The sequence below is a fragment of the Streptomyces sp. NPDC002809 genome (genome assembly GCF_040295435.1).
Classification (GTDB): Bacteria; Actinomycetota; Actinomycetes; order Streptomycetales; family Streptomycetaceae; genus Streptomyces.
On the sequence record NZ_JBEOVJ010000006.1, the window covers coordinates 170,099 to 189,429 of the forward strand.

General features: G+C 71.3%; 15 protein-coding genes. 9 read left to right on the forward strand and 6 right to left on the reverse strand.

Going from position 1 to position 19,331, the window contains the following annotated elements; translation table 11 throughout:
• Position 1: 1 nt before the first annotated feature.
• Positions 2-1,153, reverse strand: a complete 1,152-nt coding sequence (gene pdhA, locus ABT025_RS06385) for a pyruvate dehydrogenase (acetyl-transferring) E1 component subunit alpha (RefSeq protein ID WP_350990478.1) — start codon at positions 1,151-1,153, stop codon at positions 2-4.
• 340 nt (positions 1,154-1,493) lie between these two features.
• Here pdhA and ABT025_RS06390 point away from each other — a divergent pair, with 340 nt between their 5' ends.
• The 3 genes from ABT025_RS06390 (at position 1,494) to ABT025_RS06400 (ending at position 3,752) form a co-directional block, all read left to right on the forward strand.
• Positions 1,494-2,153: a response regulator gene (locus ABT025_RS06390; protein WP_350990480.1), complete on the forward strand. Its 660-nt coding sequence runs from the start codon at positions 1,494-1,496 to the stop codon at positions 2,151-2,153.
• Between the two features lie 117 nt (positions 2,154-2,270).
• Complete coding sequence (locus tag ABT025_RS06395; protein WP_350990482.1) at positions 2,271-2,699, forward strand: pyridoxamine 5'-phosphate oxidase family protein; 429 nt, start codon at positions 2,271-2,273, stop codon at positions 2,697-2,699.
• Between the two features lie 63 nt (positions 2,700-2,762).
• Entirely contained in the window at positions 2,763-3,752 is a 990-nt protein-coding gene (locus ABT025_RS06400; protein ID WP_350990484.1) for a phosphotransferase enzyme family protein, read from the forward strand.
• 17 nt (positions 3,753-3,769) lie between these two features.
• On the opposite strand, the gene ABT025_RS06405 is transcribed toward ABT025_RS06400, so the two are convergent.
• On the reverse strand, positions 3,770-5,407 hold the full coding sequence (locus tag ABT025_RS06405) for a protein kinase domain-containing protein (RefSeq protein ID WP_350990486.1): 1,638 nt from the start codon (positions 5,405-5,407) through the stop codon (positions 3,770-3,772).
• 295 nt (positions 5,408-5,702) lie between these two features.
• Between ABT025_RS06405 and ABT025_RS06410 the strand changes: the two genes are divergently transcribed.
• The 6 genes from ABT025_RS06410 to ABT025_RS06435 all read left to right on the forward strand — a co-directional run bounded on the left by ABT025_RS06410 (position 5,703) and on the right by ABT025_RS06435 (position 13,694).
• Positions 5,703-7,358: a protein kinase domain-containing protein gene (locus ABT025_RS06410; protein WP_350990488.1), complete on the forward strand. Its 1,656-nt coding sequence runs from the start codon at positions 5,703-5,705 to the stop codon at positions 7,356-7,358.
• A 940-nt stretch (positions 7,359-8,298) separates the two neighbouring features.
• Positions 8,299-8,550 (forward strand): hypothetical protein, encoded by a 252-nt coding sequence (locus ABT025_RS06415; RefSeq protein ID WP_350990490.1) that lies wholly within the window; start codon positions 8,299-8,301, stop codon positions 8,548-8,550.
• A 96-nt stretch (positions 8,551-8,646) separates the two neighbouring features.
• Positions 8,647-9,258, forward strand: a complete 612-nt coding sequence (locus ABT025_RS06420; RefSeq protein ID WP_350990492.1) for a PadR family transcriptional regulator — start codon at positions 8,647-8,649, stop codon at positions 9,256-9,258.
• Positions 9,259-9,400: 142 nt separating this feature from the next.
• Positions 9,401-10,174, forward strand: a complete 774-nt coding sequence (locus ABT025_RS06425) for an ABC transporter ATP-binding protein (protein WP_350990494.1) — start codon at positions 9,401-9,403, stop codon at positions 10,172-10,174.
• Positions 10,171-13,014, forward strand: coding sequence for an FtsX-like permease family protein (locus tag ABT025_RS06430; RefSeq protein WP_350990496.1), 2,844 nt, complete (start codon positions 10,171-10,173; stop codon positions 13,012-13,014). Before ABT025_RS06425 ends, ABT025_RS06430 begins: the two co-directional genes overlap by 4 nt.
• Before the next feature lie 131 nt (positions 13,015-13,145).
• Complete coding sequence (locus ABT025_RS06435; protein ID WP_326737359.1) at positions 13,146-13,694, forward strand: bacterial proteasome activator family protein; 549 nt, start codon at positions 13,146-13,148, stop codon at positions 13,692-13,694.
• A 271-nt stretch (positions 13,695-13,965) separates the two neighbouring features.
• Here ABT025_RS06435 and ABT025_RS06440 read toward each other — a convergent pair whose 3' ends face one another.
• From ABT025_RS06440 to ABT025_RS06455, 4 genes are all read right to left on the reverse strand, one after another.
• On the reverse strand, positions 13,966-14,955 hold the full coding sequence (locus ABT025_RS06440; RefSeq protein ID WP_350990498.1) for an NAD(P)H-quinone oxidoreductase: 990 nt from the start codon (positions 14,953-14,955) through the stop codon (positions 13,966-13,968).
• Positions 14,956-15,167: 212 nt separating this feature from the next.
• A complete protein-coding gene (locus tag ABT025_RS06445; protein ID WP_350990558.1) occupies positions 15,168-16,241 on the reverse strand; it encodes a potassium channel family protein in 1,074 nt (357 codons plus the stop codon).
• A 20-nt stretch (positions 16,242-16,261) separates the two neighbouring features.
• Positions 16,262-18,232: a molybdopterin molybdotransferase MoeA gene (locus tag ABT025_RS06450; RefSeq protein WP_502971891.1), complete on the reverse strand. Its 1,971-nt coding sequence runs from the start codon at positions 18,230-18,232 to the stop codon at positions 16,262-16,264.
• Between the two features lie 59 nt (positions 18,233-18,291).
• Positions 18,292-19,140, reverse strand: coding sequence for an NTP transferase domain-containing protein (locus tag ABT025_RS06455; protein WP_350990504.1), 849 nt, complete (start codon positions 19,138-19,140; stop codon positions 18,292-18,294).
• Positions 19,141-19,331: the final 191 nt, after the last annotated feature.

Consider the following 19,331-nt stretch of genomic DNA (forward strand, 5'->3'; position numbering starts at 1 on the left):
GCTACTTGCCCTCCTCGGCGAACGATGCCTGGTAGGCGGCGAACTGGGCGCGCTCCTCGTCGACGAGGGCGTTCCCGTCGGCGTAGGCGTGGTCGAAGATGGCCAGCCGGTCCGGCTGGGGCATGGACCGTACGGCTTCGCGCACCCGCTTGCCGAGCGTCTCGCTCTCCTCGTCGAGAGCGGTGAAGAACGCCTCGTCGGCGGCGCCCTCGTTCTCCATGTAGGTGCGCAGGCGCAGGATCGGGTCCTTGGCCTCCCAGGCGACGCGCTCCTCGTCGGCCCGGTACTTCGTCGGGTCGTCGGAGGTGGTGTGCGCGCCCATCCGGTAGGTGAACGCCTCGACGAGGGTGGGCCCCTCGCCCTGGCGGGCCCGCTCCAGAGCCGACCTGGTGACGGCCAGGCAGGCGAGTACGTCGTTGCCGTCGACCCGGACGCCGGGGAAGCCGTAGCCCTGGGCGCGCTGGTAGAGCGGCACCCGGGTCTGCTTCTCGGTCGGCTCGGAGATCGCCCACTGGTTGTTCTGGCAGAAGAACACGACCGGGGCGTTGTAGACCGCGGAGAAGGTGAACGCCTCGGCGACATCGCCCTGGCTGGAGGCGCCGTCACCGAAGTACGCGATCACGGCCGAGTCCGCGCCGTCCTTGGCGACGCCCATGGCGTAGCCGGTGGCGTGCAGGGTCTGCGAGCCGATGACGATCGTGTACAGGTGGAAGTTGTTGGTGTTCGGGTCCCAGCCGCCGTGGTTCACACCGCGGAACATCCCGAGCAGATTGGTCGGGTCGACGCCGCGGCACCAGGCGACGCCGTGCTCGCGGTACGTCGGAAAGACGTAGTCGTCGTCGTGCAGCGCCCGGCCGGAGCCGATCTGAGCAGCTTCCTGGCCCAGCAGCGAGGCCCACAGGCCCAGCTCGCCCTGACGCTGGAGCGCGGTGGCCTCGGCGTCGAAGCGGCGGGTCAGGACCATGTCCCGGTACAGACCGCGCAGCTCGTCCGCGGTCAGGTCGATCGAGTAGTCCGGGTGCTCGACGCGAACGCCCTCGGGCGTCAGCAGCTGTACGAGTTCGGGTCCGGAACTCTGTGGCGTCTTCGCGGCGCTGGTCCGCTTGCTGCTGCGTCGCGGCTTACGCGCGGCAGCAGTGCTCTCCACGGTCACGTGCGTGCTCCTCCGTCGGTCCGGCCCCCGGGGTCTGCCGGGAGACCAGTGCGGCTCGCCTGTGTCCGTACCCGTGCACGGGGTGGGTGCCGCTCGGTCCGGGAACAGGCGTGACAGGTGCCCCGGCGAGCGCCCTGTTAAAAGGCACGTTACCCAGTGCTTCGCGCAACTGCGAAACCCTTCCTGACCTGCGATTTTGCTTGGATATCCAAGTAAATCGAAGAATTCGGGAACTCTCGCTGGTCACAGCACTGGTAACAGCCTTACAGGCTGCCGGAACAACGGCACGTTATCCCGCCCGACACCGGCAGGGAAGAGGGGAGTGTGTGAGACTGCGTTTGTGCGCAAAGAAGGAAAAATCACTGTTTTTCTGCTGGATGACCACGAAGTCGTCCGCCGCGGAGTCCACGAGCTCCTCTCGGTCGAGGACGACATCGAGGTGGTCGGCGAGGCCGGTACGGCCGCGGACGCGTTGGTACGGATCCCCGCGACCCGGCCCGACGTCGCCGTCCTCGACGTACGGCTGCCGGACGGCAGCGGAGTGGAGGTCTGCCGCGAGATCCGTTCCCAGGACGAGTCCATCAACTGCCTGATGCTGACTTCGTACGCCGACGACGAGGCACTTTTCGACGCCATCATGGCGGGCGCATCCGGATATGTGCTCAAGGCGATCCGCGGCAATGAACTGCTGAATGCCGTACGGGACGTGGCGGCCGGAAAGTCACTGCTCGACCCGGTGGCCACCGCGCGGGTGCTGGAACGGCTGCGCGACGGAAAGAAGGGCCGCGGCGACGACAAACTCGCGGGCCTCACCGACCAGGAGCGCAAGATCCTGGATCTGATCGGCGAGGGGCTGACGAACCGCGTGATCGGTGAGCGGCTCCACCTCGCCGAGAAGACGATCAAGAACTATGTCTCCAGCCTGCTGTCCAAGCTGGGCATGGAGCGGCGCTCGCAGGCCGCCGCCTATGTGGCGCGGCTCCAGGCCGAGAAGCGCTGACCCGTACAGACGTACGGAAGGGGCCGCGGCCCCCGGTGATCTTCGGGACTTTGGTCCCGTGCCACCCGGGGCCGCGGCCTCTTCTGTGCGCCCCCGCGGTGACGGACAGTGGAAGGCATGTCCTCCGAGGAACTCCACGCGATCCAACTGCTCGGCCGGGTCCCCTACGGCCGCCTGGCGACGAGTATGCGAGCCCTCCCGATCCTGACGGTGGCCCGGCACATCGTCACCGACGGCCGCGTCGTCCTGCGCATGCACAGCGGTCTCGGCTACCACGACGCCTGCGACGGCGCCGTCGTGGCGTACGGGGCGGACAACTACAACGCCGCCACCTCGGCCGGCAGCCGCGACCTGTGGTCCGTGCAGTTCACCGGGCCCGCACAGATCATCGAGCCGACCTGCGCCCAGCGCGAGCTCTTCGGCCCCGCACCGATCGAGGTCAACGGGGAGCCCTTCGCACCGGCCTACATCCGGCTCGACCCGCACTTCGTCACTGTGCACACTCTGGACTTCCACGCAACTCCGCAGATCCGCAACGCAGCGTGATCTAACATCTGGCGAGTGCCGCGCTCATCTGTAACATTCCCGCCTGTTCCCCCGGTCGGCGAGGTGCTGCGCCGCTACCCGGACGCAGGCCAGCCGCTCACCTGCAAGCCACTCGCCCAGGGCCTGCTCAACCACGGTTACCGGGTGTCCACCACCCGCGGCTCGTACTTCCTCAAGCATCATCTGGACGACTCCACCGGCGACCGCGCCACGATCGTCCGCCAGCACCGGGCCACCCAGCGTCTCCAGTCACTCGGAGTGCCCGTCGCGCCGCCCGTCGTGGACAGCGACGGGGACACCGTCACCGAGATCGGCGGCCGCTGCTACGCCCTGCACCCCTGGGTCGACGGACTGCACCGGGCAGGCGCCCAGCTCACCGTCGCCCAGTCGTTACGTCTCGGGGCGCTGCTCGGAGCCGTACACACAGGTCTTGAGCAGGTGATGGACGCGGGCTCGGGGGCCGGGGGGCGGGCCTGCCATGCGAGCCCCGACGCCTCCGACACGTTCACGCTGATCGACGAGCTGCTGACCGCAGCGCGCGGCCGCCGGCCCCGGGACTCCTTCGACGAACTGGCCGAACACCGGCTGCTGGAGCGGCGCACCCTGCTGGAACAGCACGCGGACCGCCGGCCGCCCGCCCCGGACGGCCCGGCGACCGGGTGGGTGCACGGCGACTTCCACCCGCTGAACGTCCTCTACCGGGGCGCCGAACCGGTGGCGATCCTGGACTGGGACCGGCTGGGGGTGCAGCCCCGCGCGGAAGAGGCGGTACGGGCCGCGGCGATCTTCTTCGTGCAGCCGGCCGGAGAGCTGGAGCTGGGGAAGGTGCGGGCCTACGCGCGCGCCTACCGGCGGGCAGCCGGCGCGGGCGCGGACGAACTGGCCGCGGCGGTGCACCGGGTGTGGTGGGAGCGGCTCAACGACTTCTGGATACTGCACTGGCGCTACTGCCTGAACGACCGCAGGGCCGACCCGCAGTTCCCTGCGGTGTCGGCCCTGGCGGTCTGGTGGACCCGTGAGTACGAGGCGGTACGCGACGCGTTCACGGGGTGAGGGTTACGGGGTGAGGGTTACGGGGTGCCACCACCGGCGCCCGCGGCGGCTCCGGCACTGGTCCCGGAGGTGACCCCGGCGTCGGCGCCGGCGTCCGCACCCGTACCGGCGTCCGTACCCGCGTCCGTACCCGCGTCGGCGCCCGCGTCCGCGCCCGCGTCCGCACCGGCGTCCGTGCCCGCGTCCGTGCCCGTGCTGGTGCCCGCGTCCGTGCTGCCCCCGCTCGTACCCGCCGTGCCCGTCTCGGTCGGCGTGCCCGAGGGCGTCGGCTCGGTCGTCTCGCTCGGGGTGAACGACGGGGTGTACGACGGGGTGTACGAAGGCTGCTGCTGCTCGCCGGTGGAGTTGCCCGGCTGCTCGGTGTCCTGTGTCGTCTCCTCGTCGGTCGGCGAGGCCGAGGTCTCCGTCGGGGAGGGGGAGCTGGAGGTCGAGGTGACCGGCACCTTGGGCGTCTCGCCGCTGCCCTTGGCCGCGTTGACCGCGATGGCGACACCCACCCCGATGGCGATCAGCGCGAGGACGACGAACAGCCACAGCTTCCCGCGGCCGCCACCGCCCTGCCGGCTGCTGCCGCCGTCGTAGCCACCGTCGTCCGGGTTCATCGGCGGCAGGATCGGGCCCTGTGACGTGTCCCCGTGGTATCCGCCCTGGCTCATCGCACGGGTGGAGCCGGTCATGCCCCTGGGCGGGGTGTTCTGGCCGTCGTTCATCACGACCGGGCCGGTGTTCCACGTACCGGTGTGACCACCCTGCACCTGGAGCATCTGCAGGCTGTACTGGACCAGTCCGCGCATCTCCTCGGCGCTCTGGAACCGGTCGTCCGGGTCCTTCGCGAGCGAGCGCATGACGAGCCCGTCGAGCTCCGGCGGCACCCCGTGCGAGATCTCCGACGGCGGGACCGGAATGTCCTGAACATGCTGGTACACCACGGAAAGCGGCGTTTCACCCGTGAACGGGGGCCGCAGTGCGAGGAGTTCGTAGAGCAGACACCCGGTGGCGTACAGGTCGGAGCGGTGGTCGACGGCCTTGCCCAGCGCCTGCTCGGGGGAGAGGTACTGCGGCGTCCCCATGACCATGCCGGTCTGGGTCATCGTCGACTGCGCGCCGTGCAGCGCACGGGCGATGCCGAAGTCCATCACCTTGACCGCACCGGAGTGCGTGATGATCACGTTGGCCGGCTTGATGTCCCGGTGCACGATCCCGTGCTGGTGCGAGTAGGCCAGCGCCTCCAGCACTCCGGAGACGATGATCAACGCCTGCTCCGGAGGCGGGGCCTCCGCGTTGAGCAGCAGGTCACGGATGGTGCGGCCCTCGACGAGCTCCATGACGATGTACGGAACCGTCTGGCCGGCCACGGTGTCCTCGCCGGAGTCGTACACCGCCACCACCGCATGGTGGTTGAGGCCGGCGACCGACTGCGCCTCACGCGTGAACCGGGCCTTGGAGACCGGGTCCTCGGCAAGATCGGAGCGCAGCAGTTTCACCGCGACGGTACGTCCGAGCCGGACGTCCTCGGCTGCGAAGACCTCGGCCATGCCGCCCCGGCCCAGTCGGCCGGTCAGCCGGTAGCGTCCGTCGCCGACGACACCGCCGATGCCCCAGGCGTCGGTGCCATCCGGAACTCCGCCGCCGTTTGCTTCGGGTTCGGGTGCCATCAGTCCTCGCCGTCGTTTCTGTCCGCGCGTCCGCGGGTTCTCACGGTGCCTAGCTGCATTGCCACGTCACGCTACAGCCTCCGTCGGACACACCGTTTTCGAGAGGGACGGGTCATCCAACCGGCTGGCGCGCCAACCGCGCAAATTTCATGCGGTTCCTGTAACGCTTCCGAGACGCTTCTTGTGCGTAGGGTCACGGAACGGGCACCTGGCTTGACGTGTCGTACCCCTCGGGCAGACTTGCCCAGTAATACGGATCTTCGCGCGCTCGCGCGGCCCTAGGGGGAAGCAAGTCATGAGCCAGGACGGCGCACACGGTGCCCAGGGTCGCTACGCGGGCGGTTCGGTCGCCGGCGGCCGCTACCAGCTTCGTGACCTGCTGGGCGAAGGCGGGATGGCATCCGTATATCTGGCCTACGACTCGGCTCTCGACCGGCAGGTCGCGATCAAGACCCTCCACACGGAGCTCGGCCGCGAGCAGTCCTTCCGCGAACGGTTCCGGCGCGAGGCGCAGGCAGTCGCAAAGCTTCAGCACACCAACATCGTCTCCGTCTTCGACACCGGCGAGGACGAACTCGGCGGCGCGCTGATGCCGTACATCGTCATGGAGTACGTCGAGGGGCAGCCGCTCGGCTCCGTCCTCCAGGCGGACATCCGCAACTACGGCGCGATGCCCGCCGACAAGGCGCTCAAGGTGACGGCCGACGTGCTGGCCGCCCTGGACACCAGCCACGAGATGGGCCTGGTCCACCGCGACATCAAGCCCGGCAACGTGATGGTGACCAAGCGCGGCATCGTGAAGGTCATGGACTTCGGCATCGCCCGCGCCATGCAGTCGGGCGTCACGTCGATGACGCAGACCGGCATGGTCGTCGGCACCCCGCAGTACCTCTCCCCCGAGCAGGCCCTGGGCCGTGGCGTGGACGCCCGCTCCGACCTCTACTCCGTCGGCATCATGCTGTTCCAGCTGCTGACCGGCCGCATCCCCTTCGACGCGGACTCCCCGCTCGCCATCGCGTACGCGCACGTGCAGGAGGAGCCGGTCGCCCCGTCGACCATCAACCGGTCGCTCACCCCGGCGATGGACGCCCTCGTCGCCCGCGCCCTGAAGAAGAACCCCAACGAGCGCTTCCCCAGCGCCGCCGCGATGCAGGACGAGATCGCGCGTGTGCTGAACGCGAGCGGACAGACGGGCGCCCCCGTGATCGTCAGCGGTGCGGGCGCTCCGGCGAACAGCGGCTCGGGGGTCGGCTCGGCCGTCTTCCCGCCGGTCGACCAGTCCGCCCCCGTACCGCCGAACGTCCAGACGCCGTACCAGCCGGGCCCCTACCAGTCGCAGCAGCAGCCCGGCCCCTACGGCGCGCCGACCCCGGCGCCCGCCCCGGCAGCGTCGTACGGCTATCCGCAGTCGACCCCGGCGTACCAGGCACCGGCGGCGATGTCGCCGATGCAGCAGCAGACCCCGACGCCGTACTCGGTCTCGCCGCAGACGCACGCCACGTCCTCGGGTGGCGGCTCCAAGCGGAACATGCCGGTGATCGTCGGCTCGATCGTGGTCGCCCTGATCGCGGTCGGCGGCCTGATCACGGCGCTCGCGCTGAAGGACGACGACCCGGGCAAGGGCGGCACCGAGGCCTCGTCGAGCGAGTCCCCCTCCGGTGACCACAAGGATCCGGAGCGGAACCGGACGATAGACACCGACAAGTGCACGGAGGCGTACGAGGACGACGACGACCCGAACAAGGTCGACGCCCCGAGCTTCCTCTACAAGGACATCCTCTCGGCACGCGCCTGCGCGGACGCCGCGGGCTGGACCATCAAGCAGATCAAGGTCCCCGGGAACGCGTACGCGGAGGACCAGGTCATCGACCAGTTCCCCACGTCCGGAACCGCGGTGCCGAAGGTGGGCGCCCACTTCGAGCTGCGCATCGCGACGGGCGACCCGGCGTAGGTCATAGGGCTTGAGCGTGGGCGTGGGCGTGGGCATGGGGTTCAGGGCGTAGGGCTGCGGGTGCAGGGCGTGGGCGTGGGGCGGGTGTAGGGGGCGGTTGTACGGCCGCTGCTGCTCTTGCTGCTTCTGCTTCTTCTTCTTCTTCTTCTGCTGCTGCTGCTGCTGCTGCTGCGGGGTGCTGCCCTGACTCGTGCCGCCATCCGTCCGCATCACCGGAGATGCCGGACATACCGTCACATGTGACGCTGGCCTCATGGCTTCAGGACACCTCGCCTCGCGGCACTCGCGGTGCGTGGCCTGCCTGGCATTGACGGCAGCCGCGACGCTGGGGGCCATGACGGGCGGGGAGGCGCAGGCCGGCCAGCACGCTTCCGTCCGGGGCGTGGCGACGGCCGACGCGTCCGAGTCACCGAGAGCACCTTCTTCGCCTCGCTCGCCTCTTGAGCCTCTCTCACCTCCTTCGCCTCCTTCACCCCTTTCACCCCTTTCACCCCTTCTGCATTCCTCGCCGTTCTCGCCGCTCTCACCCCCCTCGCCTCTCTCACCTCCCCTGCCTGGGGCGGCACCGGGGCTCCCGGCTGCGCTCCCATCCGCTTCACCGCCCGTTCCGCCGTCCGCGGTGCCGGCAGTACCGCCGCCGGTTCCGTCGTCGGTTCCCTCGCCCGTTCCGTCATCGGTTGCGTCATCGGTTCCGTCGTCGATTCCGTCGCCGGCAGCCCCTTCCGCCTCGCGCTCCGGGGCCCTCGCCACCCCGTCGAACGCACCGGCGCACCCAGCCCCTCTGCCGTCGTCCTCCACCGCATCCCCCGCGGCGTCCACATCCTCGTCCGCCGCCTCCGCTCCGGCTTCGCCCGGCGCCGGATCACCGCGCCCTGACGACCTCGGGGCACCGCTGGCCGGGCTGCCCGCCGGGGAGGGGCGACAGCGGCCCGGGAGGCCGATGACACCCCAGGAGCTCGCCCGGGCCGACGCCCTCGACGAGGCCGAGAAGGAACCACCGGCGACGCAGCCCGCCGGCGTACCGTCCCTCACTCCGGAGCCGAGCACACGCCCCGGAGCCGGCCGGATGTCACGGCAGGCCCTCGAGGGACCGGCCGCCCAGCAGGTCAAGCAGATGTCGCTCGGGGCGGGAATCGCCCTGATCGGCCTGGGCGTCGGCTTCTTCGCCTTCCGCATGCGCCGCTCCGGCTGAGCGCCGCACGACGGAGTGGTCGACCGCCTCGGCGGCGGCCCCTCGGCGGCCCTCCGGGACTTGCATCCATCGGCATACTCGGTATACATACTCAGTATGTCGATCCGCCATGGGCTTCTGGCCCTACTGGAGCGAGGGCCCAGGTACGGCTCCCAGCTCCGCACCGAATTCGAGTCGCGCACCGGCTCCACCTGGCCTCTCAACGTCGGGCAGGTGTACACGACGCTGAGCAGACTGGAGCGCGACGGCCTGGTCGTCCAGGACGGCGAGGACGAGCAGGGGCACGCCCTCTACTCGATCAGCGACGACGGACAGACCGAGCTGCGCACCTGGTTCGAGACGCCGGTCGACCGCAGCAGCCCGCCCCGCGACGAGCTGGCCATCAAGCTCGCCATGGCCGTCGGCGCCCCCGGCGTCGACATCCGGGCCATCATCCAGTCCCAGCGCCACCACACGGTCAAGGCGATGCAGGACTACACCCGCCTCAAGGCGCAGGCCCTCACCGACGTCCCCGCCAACCGCGACGAAGTCGCCTGGCTGCTCGTACTGGAGCAGCTGATCTTCCAGGCCGAGGCCGAGGCCCGCTGGCTGGACCACTGCGAGTCCCGGCTGGTCCGTCTCGCCGAGGCCGCCGCCACGGAGCCCGAGGCGCCCACGTCCCCGCGCAGCGGGGCACGAGCCGCCTCCCGGCCCCGCGCGCGCCGCTGAACCCACCACTGCAGTCGCGGGCCGTACGCGCCTCCGGGCGACCGCTCGGACCGCGACCGCGCACTGCTGAGCCATGGCCGCGACGACGCGGGCCACGCACACAGACCGACCACAGACCCGTTCCAGGGGGGAACCCACCGTCATGTCCCCGCACATCCCGTCCCCGTCCCCGGCCGCTCCGCCCCTGCCGGTGGACGCACCGGTGCTCGAACTCCGCGACCTCACCCGCACCCACGGCACCGGCATCGCCGAAGTGCACGCCCTGCGCGGGATCAACCTGTCCGTGCACCCCGGTGAGCTCGTCGCCGTGATGGGCCCCTCCGGCTCGGGCAAGTCCACCCTGCTGACCCTGGCCGGCGGTCTCGACACCGCGACGCGCGGCCAGGTCGTCATCGAGGGCCAGGACATCTCCGCACTCGGCCGCAAGGGCATCGCGGCTCTGCGCCGCCGCAGCGTCGGCTACGTCTTCCAGGACTACAACCTGATCCCCGCACTGACCGCCGCCGAGAACATCGCCCTGCCGCGCGAGCTCGACGGGATCTCGGTCCGCAAGGGGCGCAAGGAGGCCTTGGCCGCCCTGGAGGAGATGAACCTCCTGGACGTCGCCGACCGCTTCCCGGACGAGATGTCCGGCGGCCAGCAGCAGCGCGTCGCGATCGCCCGCGCACTCGTGGGGGACCGGCGCCTGGTGCTCGCCGACGAACCGACCGGGGCCCTCGACTCCGAGACCGGCGAGGCCGTCCTCGCGCTGCTGCGCAACCGCTGCGACCAGGGCGCCGCCGGGGTGATGGTCACGCACGAGCCGCGGTACGCGGCCTGGGCGGACCGGGTGGTCTTCCTGCGGGACGGCTCCATCGTCGACCAGACGCTGACCGTCGGCGCCGACTCGCTGCTGGCCGCCGGAAGTGCCGAGTGAGCCTCTTCACGGGGTGGCGCGCCGCCCTCCGGATCGCCCGCCGCGACGCCATGCGGGCGAAGGGCCGCAGCGCCCTGGTGGTCGCGATGATCGCGCTGCCGGTGCTCGGGGTGACCGCGGCGGACGTCACGTACCGCAGCGTCGCCTCCACCGAGGCCGAGCAGCTGACGGCCCGGATGGGCTCGGCAGACGCACTGTTCAGCGACCCGGGCATAGGCCCGCTGCAGCAGATGCCCGACGGGAACATGTACGACGTCGTCGGTGACGAGCCGCCCGAGGGCGACATCCCGCCGGTCGACATGCGCACCGCCCTCCCCGAGGGCGCGCGGGCGATCAGCATCCGGTCCGTGCCCGCGAGCGTCACTACCGCGTACGGGCTCACCGACACCGAGATCGTGGAGTTCCGGACCTCGGACCCGATGGCCCGCGGCAAGGTCGACCTGATCGAGGGCAAGTTCCCGGGCGGCGCCGGTGAGATGGTGGCGACCAAGCCGTTCCTGGAGTCGGCGGGGCTGCACGTCGGCTCCCGCACCACGGTGAACAGCGCCGGCCGCACCTACACCATCACCGGTGTGGTCGAGCAGCCCGACAATCTCAAGTCGAGGACGCTGTACGCCGATCCGGGCGCCGTCATCGCCCCGTGGCAGGCCGCGGCCGACCGCGACAAGAACGTGCTGCCGCCCAACACGGGCTCGACCGAGTGGCTGGTCTCGGGTTCCGGTGCGACGGGTATCGGCTGGGGCGACGTGCTCGCGGCCAACACGACCGGTGTCCTCGTCGTGTCCCGCCAGGTGCTCCTGGACCCGCCGCCGGACTCCGAGATCCCGCTGGCCAAGTCGGTGAGCGACTACGACGCGGACAACTCCGGCGAGGAGAGCGCGGCCGTCATCACCGTGGTCGCCATGGCCCTCCTGGAGATCGTCCTGCTCGCCGGACCGGCCTTCGCCGTCGGTGCGCGCCGCTCACGCCGTCAGCTCGGGCTCCTCGGCACCTGCGGCGGCGACCGGCGCCATGTCCGCGCCGTGGTGCTCTCCGGCGGGCTAGTGCTGGGCGCCGTCGGGGCGGTGACCGGTGTCGCGGCCGGGCTGCTGCTCACGGTGGTGTTCCGGCCGCTGATCGAGGACTGGGCCGGGCAGCGCTTCGGCTCCCTGCTCCTGAAGCCGACGGAGCTCCTCGTCATCGCCGCGCTCGGTCTGGTCACCGGGCTCCTCGCGGCGTTCGCCCCGGCGATCGTGGCCGCCCGGCAGTCAGTACTGGAATCGCTCACCGGACGGCGCGGTGTGCGCCGCAGCTCCCGGGTGCTGCCCACCGTGGGCGCCTGTGTGCTGGCCCTCGGCATCGCCGTCGCCGTATACGGCGGCACCAGCGGTGAGTCCACGCTGGTCGCCGGTGGCTCGGTCGTCGCCGAGCTCGGCCTGCTCGCCTGCATTCCGGTGATCGTCGGCCTGCTGGGCCGGCTCGGCCGCAGGCTGCCGCTCTCGCCGCGGATGGCGCTGCGCGATGCCGCCCGCAACCGCGGCCGCACCGCTCCCGCGGTCGCCGCCGTGATGGCGGCCGTCGCAGGCTCGGTGGCCATCGCGACGTACATGTCCAGCAGCCTGGCCGAGTCCGACCACGACTACACGCCCATGCTGACCACGGGGACGATGGTCCTGTCGGCCACCGACGCCAAGTCGGCCGAGCGCCTCCCGACGACCAGGGCGTCCGTCGAGCAGAACATGACGGTGACCGGTGGTCACGCCGACTTCTCCCGGGTCTGGGCGGGCAGCGACTGCAACATCTATTACGAGGAGGAGAACGGCTGCGGCACCATGACGCTGGTCAAGCCCACCGGCAAGGGCCACACGTGCCCCCTCAACACGAAGGGCGCCAAGGACCTCGCCGCGCGGCTCTCCGCGGAGGAGCACCAGCGGATGATGCGCTCCCCCGCCTGCATGGACGAGTACATCTCCTCGGGCAGTTTCAGCTTGGACCCGAACAACATCGTGGTGGGCGGCCCTGACCTGCTCCGCACCTATGCGAAGCTCGACGACCCCGCGGCCGCCGCGGCGCTGAAGGCCGGCACCCCCGTCCTGCTGAACCGGGCGTACGCGAAGAACGGCGAGATCACGCTCAAGGCCGTCCACACGTACAACGCCGAGGACAAGAAGAACCGCGCGCTGCACCCGGGTCCGGCCCGCACGTCCACGGACCGGCTGAAGGTGTACGTCGCGGACGCCGAATACGCCGCCACCCCCGGCATCCGCATGGTCCTTCCCGAGCGGACCGCCGAGCGGCTCGGCCTGCACACCCAGGCGGCCGGATCCGTGTACGCCGTCCCCCACCCGCCCACGGAGGCCGAGGAGCAGCGCGTCTCCGCCGCCATCGACCAGGCCGGCGGCGGGCTCTGGCTCCAGACCGAACACGGTCCGGGCGACCGGGAGAACGTCATTCTGCTGATCCTCACGCTGTTCGCCGGCGTGGTGACCCTGGGTGCGGCAGCCATCACCACCGGCCTCGCCAAGGCCGACGCCGAGGCCGACCTCACCACGCTGAGCGCGGTCGGCGCGCCCCCGCGGGTAAGGCGGACGCTGTCGGGCTTCCAGTGCCTGGTGGTGGCACTCACCGGGGTGCTGCTCGGCACGGCGGCGGGCCTGGTGCCCGCGGTGGCACTGCGCATGGTCGACCTGCGCAACGCGATGGACGCGATGCGGGAGGAGCCCATGGAATCCGCCTTCACGCCGATCGTGCTGCCCTGGGCGACCATCGGGCTGCTGGCCGTGGTCGTCCCGCTGCTGGCCGGGCTGCTGGCAGCGGCACTCACCCGCTCCCGGCTGACGCTGGCCCGGCGCGCCGGGTGAACCGGCACAAGGCCGCGTCGGCTGCCTGACCGGCTGCTTCGACGCGCATCCGGTGCCCCCGGAAACGGTGGATCATCCGTTTCCGGGGGCACCACCATGTTGTACGGCGCGTGTGCGAGACAATGGGCGGCATGGAGATGCCGAGGAATGAACGGTCGCAGGAGCACCCCCAAGTCCTCGTAGTGGGACAGGACGGAATGGCGATCGGCGGCGGTGGCACTGACGACGAGTCGCGTGAGGTCCCGGTGACGGAGATGGTCGAACAGCCCGCGAAGGTCATGCGCATCGGCAGCATGATCAAGCAACTCCTGGAGGAGGTCAGGGCGGCTCCCCTCGACGAGGCGAGCCGAGTGCGCCTGAAGGAGATCCACGCCAGCTCGGTCAAGGAGCTGGAGGACGGCCTCGCGCCGGAGCTGGTGGAGGAGCTGGAGCGGCTCTCCCTGCCGTTCACCGAGGAGTCGGTCCCCTCCGAGGCGGAGCTCCGGATCGCGCAGGCCCAGCTGGTCGGCTGGCTGGAGGGCCTTTTCCACGGCATCCAGACGGCGTTGTTCGCCCAGCAGATGGCGGCCCGGGCGCAGCTGGAGCAGATGCGCCGCGCGCTGCCTCCCGGCAGTGGCCACGAGGAGGAGGACGGCGGCGCGGACCCGCACGGGGCGCTCCGCTCCGGCCCGTACCTGTAGTACCGGCCCGGTCGGGCCCGTACCTGTAGTACCGGCCCGGTCCGTACCCACCGATCCATCGATCCATCGATCCGCCGGTCCGCCGGTCCGCCGGTCCGCCGGTCCGCCGGTCCCGATCCACCGATACCGCGCGAAGGGCCCGGCGCACGAAACTTGAGTTCGTGTGCCGGGCCCTTCGCGCGTTCTTGGGCTCGGTGGGGGCCTGAGAGGCTCGGCGGGGCTCTGCAGCTGTGGAAGCTCCAAGGGATCCGAGGGATCCGGGGGGGGCGGATCAGGCCGTTGCGGGTGCCTGCAGAAGGACCTTGCCGACGTGGGTGCTGGACTCCATCACGCGGTGCGCCTCTGCCGCGTCCTGCATCGGCAGTGTGCGGTCCACGACCGGCCGGACGACGCCGTCGGCGATCAGCGGCCAGACGTGTTCGCGTACGGCGGCCACGATCGCGGCCTTCTCGGCGAGCGGGCGCCCGCGCAGTGACGTCGCCGTGACGGCAGCCCGCTTGCTCAGCAGCGCGCCGAGGTTCAGCTCGCCCTTGGCCCCGCCCTGGAGACCGATGATCGCGAGCCGCCCGTTGACGGCGAGTGCCTGCACGTTCCGGTCCAGGTACTTCGCACCGACGATGTCGAGGATGACGTCCGCGCCCGCCCCGTCCGTCGCCTTGCGGAGCTCCTCGACGAAGTCCTGTTCCCGGTAGTCGATGAGGATGTCCGCGCCGAGTTCCGCGCAGCGGGCCAGCTTCTCCGGCCCTCCGGCGGTCACGGCCACCCGGGCGCCGACGGCCTTGGCGAGCTGGATCGCCATGGTGCCGATACCGCTCGACCCGCCGTGCACCAGCAGCGTCTCAGCAGGGCGCAGATGAGCCACCATGAACACGTTGGACCAGACGGTGGCCGTCACTTCGGGCAGCGCCGCGGCGAGCGTGAGATCCAGCCCGTTCGGTACGGGGAGCAACTGCCCGACGGGGACGGCGACCTTCTCCGCATAGCCACCGCCCGCGAGGAGCGCGCACACCTCGTCGCCGACCGACCAGCCGACGACTCCGGGGCCGAGGGCCGAGATGCGGCCCGCGCACTCCAGACCCGGGTAGGGGGACGCGCCGGGCGGCGGGTTGTAGAAGCCCTGCCGCTGGAGCACATCGGCCCGGTTGACCGCACTGGACACGACATCGACGAGGACCTCGCCCTCGCCGGGTACGGGATCGGGCACCTCGGCCCACACGAGCGCCTCGGGGCCACCGGGTTCGGGGATCGTGATCGCATGCATGGCCGCGAGGCTACTCCGTGGCGGGTGGCCAACCACGATGCGCGGTGGTGCGGCGCGGGGCAGCCGACGGACCACGCCGCACCGGAGCGACGGCAACCAGCGGCCCGCGCCACACCCGGGCGACGGAAGCGACGGTCCGTGCCGCACCCGGGGCGCCGACAACCAGCGATCCGTGCCACACCCGGGCGCCGGCAACCAGCGGCCCGCTTCGCTCAGCCGCGCGGGGCCGCCTGCGGCGGGTGGTTCAGGGGCGGTTCGTTGGAGGCACGCACGATGGTGATCAGCCGGTCCGTCAGCTGCAGCGGACTGGCCGCCGGATCGTCATATCCCAGCAGCCGGTGACCCCGCAGGACGCTGACGACCAGGTCGTCGGTCTCCCGGACGCTCTTGCCCACCTCGGCCTTTATGACCGGCCGTTCGACGAGATCGAGTCCGCTGCCCTGCTGGATCAGGTCCTCCATCACCGTGCCCGCACTGGGGCTGAGCACGGAGAGACCGAGCAGCCGGCCCGCCGCACTGGCGCTGGTGATGACGGCATCGGCGCCGGACTGCCGCAGCAGGGGAGCGTTCTCCTCCTCGCGCACTGCGGCCACGATCTTCGCGCCGCGGTTGAGCTGACGTGCGGTCAGTGCCACCAGCACCGCCGTGTCGTCCCGCTGGGTGGCGATGATGATCTGCCGCGCCTTCTGCAGCTCGGCCCGCAGCAGCACGTCGCTGCGTGTCGCGTCCCCGAGCACGCCGGTGAAGCCCTCGGCGTTGGCGATCTCTATCACCTTGGACGCCGGGTCGACGATGACGATCTGGTCCTTCCGCAGCCCGGTGGCGCAGAGGGTCTGGATAGCCGAACGGCCCTTCGTACCGAAGCCGACGACGACGGTGTGGTCACGCAAGTTGGTTCTCCAACGCTTCAGCCGGAAGTCCTCGCGGGTCCGTTCCGTAAGGACCTCAAGGGTGGTGCCGACCAGGATGATGAGGAAGAGGACACGCAGTGGTGTCACGAGCACCACATTGGTGAGCCGGGCGCCGTCGCCGTACGGGGTGATGTCGCCGTATCCGGTGGTGGAGAGGGTGACCGTCGCGTAGTACACCGCGTCCAGAAGGTCGACCTTGCCGTCGGCGGCATCGTGGTAGCCGCCACGGTCGAGCCAGACGATCAGCACCGTGACAGCCAGCACCATCAGAGCCATCATCAGCCGCTTGGCGACCTGACGAGCCGGTCCGGCGACGACCCTGCGCGGGAGCATCACCCGGGTGGGGACGACATGCTCGTCGGCGCGCCTGGCCATCGCGTCATGGCCGGGAAGTTTCACGTGAAACACCCTTCAGTCCACGGCGTCGCCGGGGCCCACGGTAGATCGAGGATCTCCACCTCGGTGCCGGACCGTACCCCGCCCGGCTCCACAACGGCCAGCCCGTCCGCGGCAGCGACGCCGCGCAGCATGGCAGGACCGTTGTAATGCAGGGGTACGACGTGATCTGCGCCGCCTCCGGTTCCCTTGCTGTCGCGGCGAGTTGCCGAACCGGGGGAGGAAGCGGGGCCGGTGGCGGGGCCGTGGGTGCCGGCTGCGCGATGGACCACGGGGACCAGACGGGTGTCGTGCGGATGGCCGTGCACGTCGTCGCGTACGGCCACCCGGTAGGCGTCCTCGGGGGTCCGGCCTGCCAGCCCGCCGAGCAGCGGCTCGGCCAGGGTGAGCAACCCGGAGACCGCGGCCAGTGGGTTGCCGGGCAACCCGACCAGATACGGGCCCCCACCCGCCAGCCGGGCCAGCAGCATCGGGTGGCCCGGGCGCACGGCCACCCCGTCAACGAGCAGCTCGGCACCGATCCGGGCCAGGACCGGGTGCACATGGTCGACAGGTCCGGCGGCGGTACCGCCAGTGGTGACGATCAGGTCGGCGTCGGAGCCGGTGACGGCCTGCTGGAGGGCTTCCGCGTCATCGCCGAGACGGCGCGGCGCGGAGACTTCGGCACCCAGCGCACGCAGCCAGGGGCCGATCATCGGGCCGAGCGCATCCCGGATCAGGCCGTCGTGCGGCAGCCCTGCGGTGAGGAGTTCATCGCCCAGGACGAGGACGTCCACGCGTGGCCGGGGCCGGGTCGGCAGTTCGTCGTAGCCGGCGGCTGCTGCCAGTCCGAGGACGGCGGGCGTCACCAGCGTTCCGGCAGGGAGGAGCTGTTCGCCCGAGCGGCACTCCTGTCCGCGCGGCCTGATGTCCTGCCCGGGATTCACCTGCCGCCGGGGGTGCAGCAACCCCTTGGCCCTGTCCGCGTAGGCGTGTTCGCTTCGGATGACGGCAGTGACATCCGCCGGGATCCGGGCCCCGGTGGCGATGCGGATGGCATCGCCGTCGGGGATCGGGGTGGGAGTGGCGTGGCCGGCGAGGATCCCCTCGTCGTCCCGGATGGCCCATGGTCCCGGCCCTGCGACGGCCCAGCCGTCCATGGCGGAGGTGTCGAAGGGCGGCAGGTCGGTGAGCGCGGCGAGCGGCTCGGCGAGCACGTGCCCGAGCGTCTGGTCGAGAGGAAGCCGCACGGTACGCGGAGGAACCGTCCGCCCGGCCCTGGCGGCAACGGCACGGGCCTCGCCCCACGGGGTGGCGCGGGTATGCGGCCGGTCGGGCGCGGGGGAGGGCCCGACATGGTCGGGGGAGTCCGAATCCGGGCCGACGCGATCTGCGGAAGCGGTGGAGCTCGCGTGGCGGGGAGAGGCGATGGGGCCCACGTTCCGCGGGGAGGCGGCCGGATCGCTCAGGGCTGGATCGGTAGGCATCGGGTCGGTCGGGGCCGGATCGCTCAGGGCCGGATCGGTCAGGGCCGGATGCGGGGGCCGGATACGGTCCTGGGACGGGTCCGAGGCCCGGGGCCCGGAGCCGCGCCCGGGCTCTCCCCATGGAACTGCGCTCCAGTCTGCCCTCGGGTTCGTTCCTGGGTTCGTTCCTGGGTTCGTTCCCAGGTTCGTTCCCAGGTTCTGCCTCGGGTTCTGCCCCGGGTTCTGCCCCGGGTCCGGCCCTGGAGGCGCCTGTCGGCCGACCAGGGCGAGGGCCTGCGCCACGGCCCGCTCCTCTTCGTCGGCCTCGGCCTCGGCCTCGGCAACGCTGTTCCGTTCGGCGCCCCGGCCGGGCTCCGGAGCCGACCGCCCGGCACCCGCGGCCGCCACGGTCGGCGTGCCCTTCGCAGCCGTTCCGCCCGCCGCGGCCGACCTGCCCGTCGCGCCCGACCTGCCCGTCGCGGTCGTCGCGGTCGTCGCGGCCGTCGCGGGAGGGAGTCTGCCCATGGCCGGAGGGAGCGGGTCCGTGGCGGACGGCCGTTCGTCTCCGTCGCTGTGGCCGCCCGTCATGGCGTCTCGGTTTCGTCCGCCCACCGGAGGGCGAGTGCGGCAGCCTTCCGGGCGGCCTCGGCCACTGCCTCCGGACCGCCGCCGTCACCGCTCGCCTTCGCCGCCGCGTAACCGACCAGGAAGGTCGTCAGGGGCGCGGCAGGGCGGGCGACACCGTGGGCGGCGTCACGGGCGAGGTCGAGCAGGACGTCGGTGTCGACGTCGAGTTCGATGCCCAGTTCGTTCTTGACTGCGGTGATCCATTCGTCCAGCACGGTCCCATGCTCCCTGATCCGGGCCCGGGCCGAAGCGATGTCCTCCCAGGTGTCGCAGTCGAACGAGGCGAGCGGGTCCGCCGCCACTCTGGACAGCCTCAGTTCGTGGGTGAGCAGCCGAAGGGGCAGACCGGCCAGGCTGCCGTGCTCGGTGGCGACGAGCGCCAGTTCGCGGCGCAACGGCTCCGCCCGGTAGACAGCGACCAGCGGCTGGTCCCGGCCGTCCTGATCGGTGCAGACGGCGCCCTCCGCATCCCCCTGCCCGGCCGCTTCCAGCAACGAGTGGACCGTGTCCGCTCCGAGGAACGGCAGATCGGCGGAGAGCACGAGTACGCGCTCCGCCGCCGTGTGCCGCACCCCCGCGCCGAGCGCGGCCAACGGACCACCGCCCTGAGGCTCTTCGCGCGTCCAGGTCACCGCGCGCGCGGTGGGCCGCCTTCCCCCCACCACCACGGTGGTCCCGGCACCGGCGCAGGCACTGAGCACCCGGTCGAGCAGCGCGCGGCCGCCGACCCGGACCCCGGGCTTGTCGGCGCCGCCGAGCCGCTTGGCGGCCCCTCCGGCGAGAACGATGGCGTCATACGCGGTCATGCCCCGAGTATGCGTGCCACACCGTCCGGTGAGTCGTCCCCGTCCACGGTCCCGTGGATCAACACAGAACAGACCGGAACGAGGAGTGACGGGAATTGCCGGATCACCGGATCACCGGAGGTCCGGAGGTCCGAAGGTCCGAAGTCCTGGAACTCCGGAAGAACCCCGAACCGACCCCCCGCCCCCGGCCC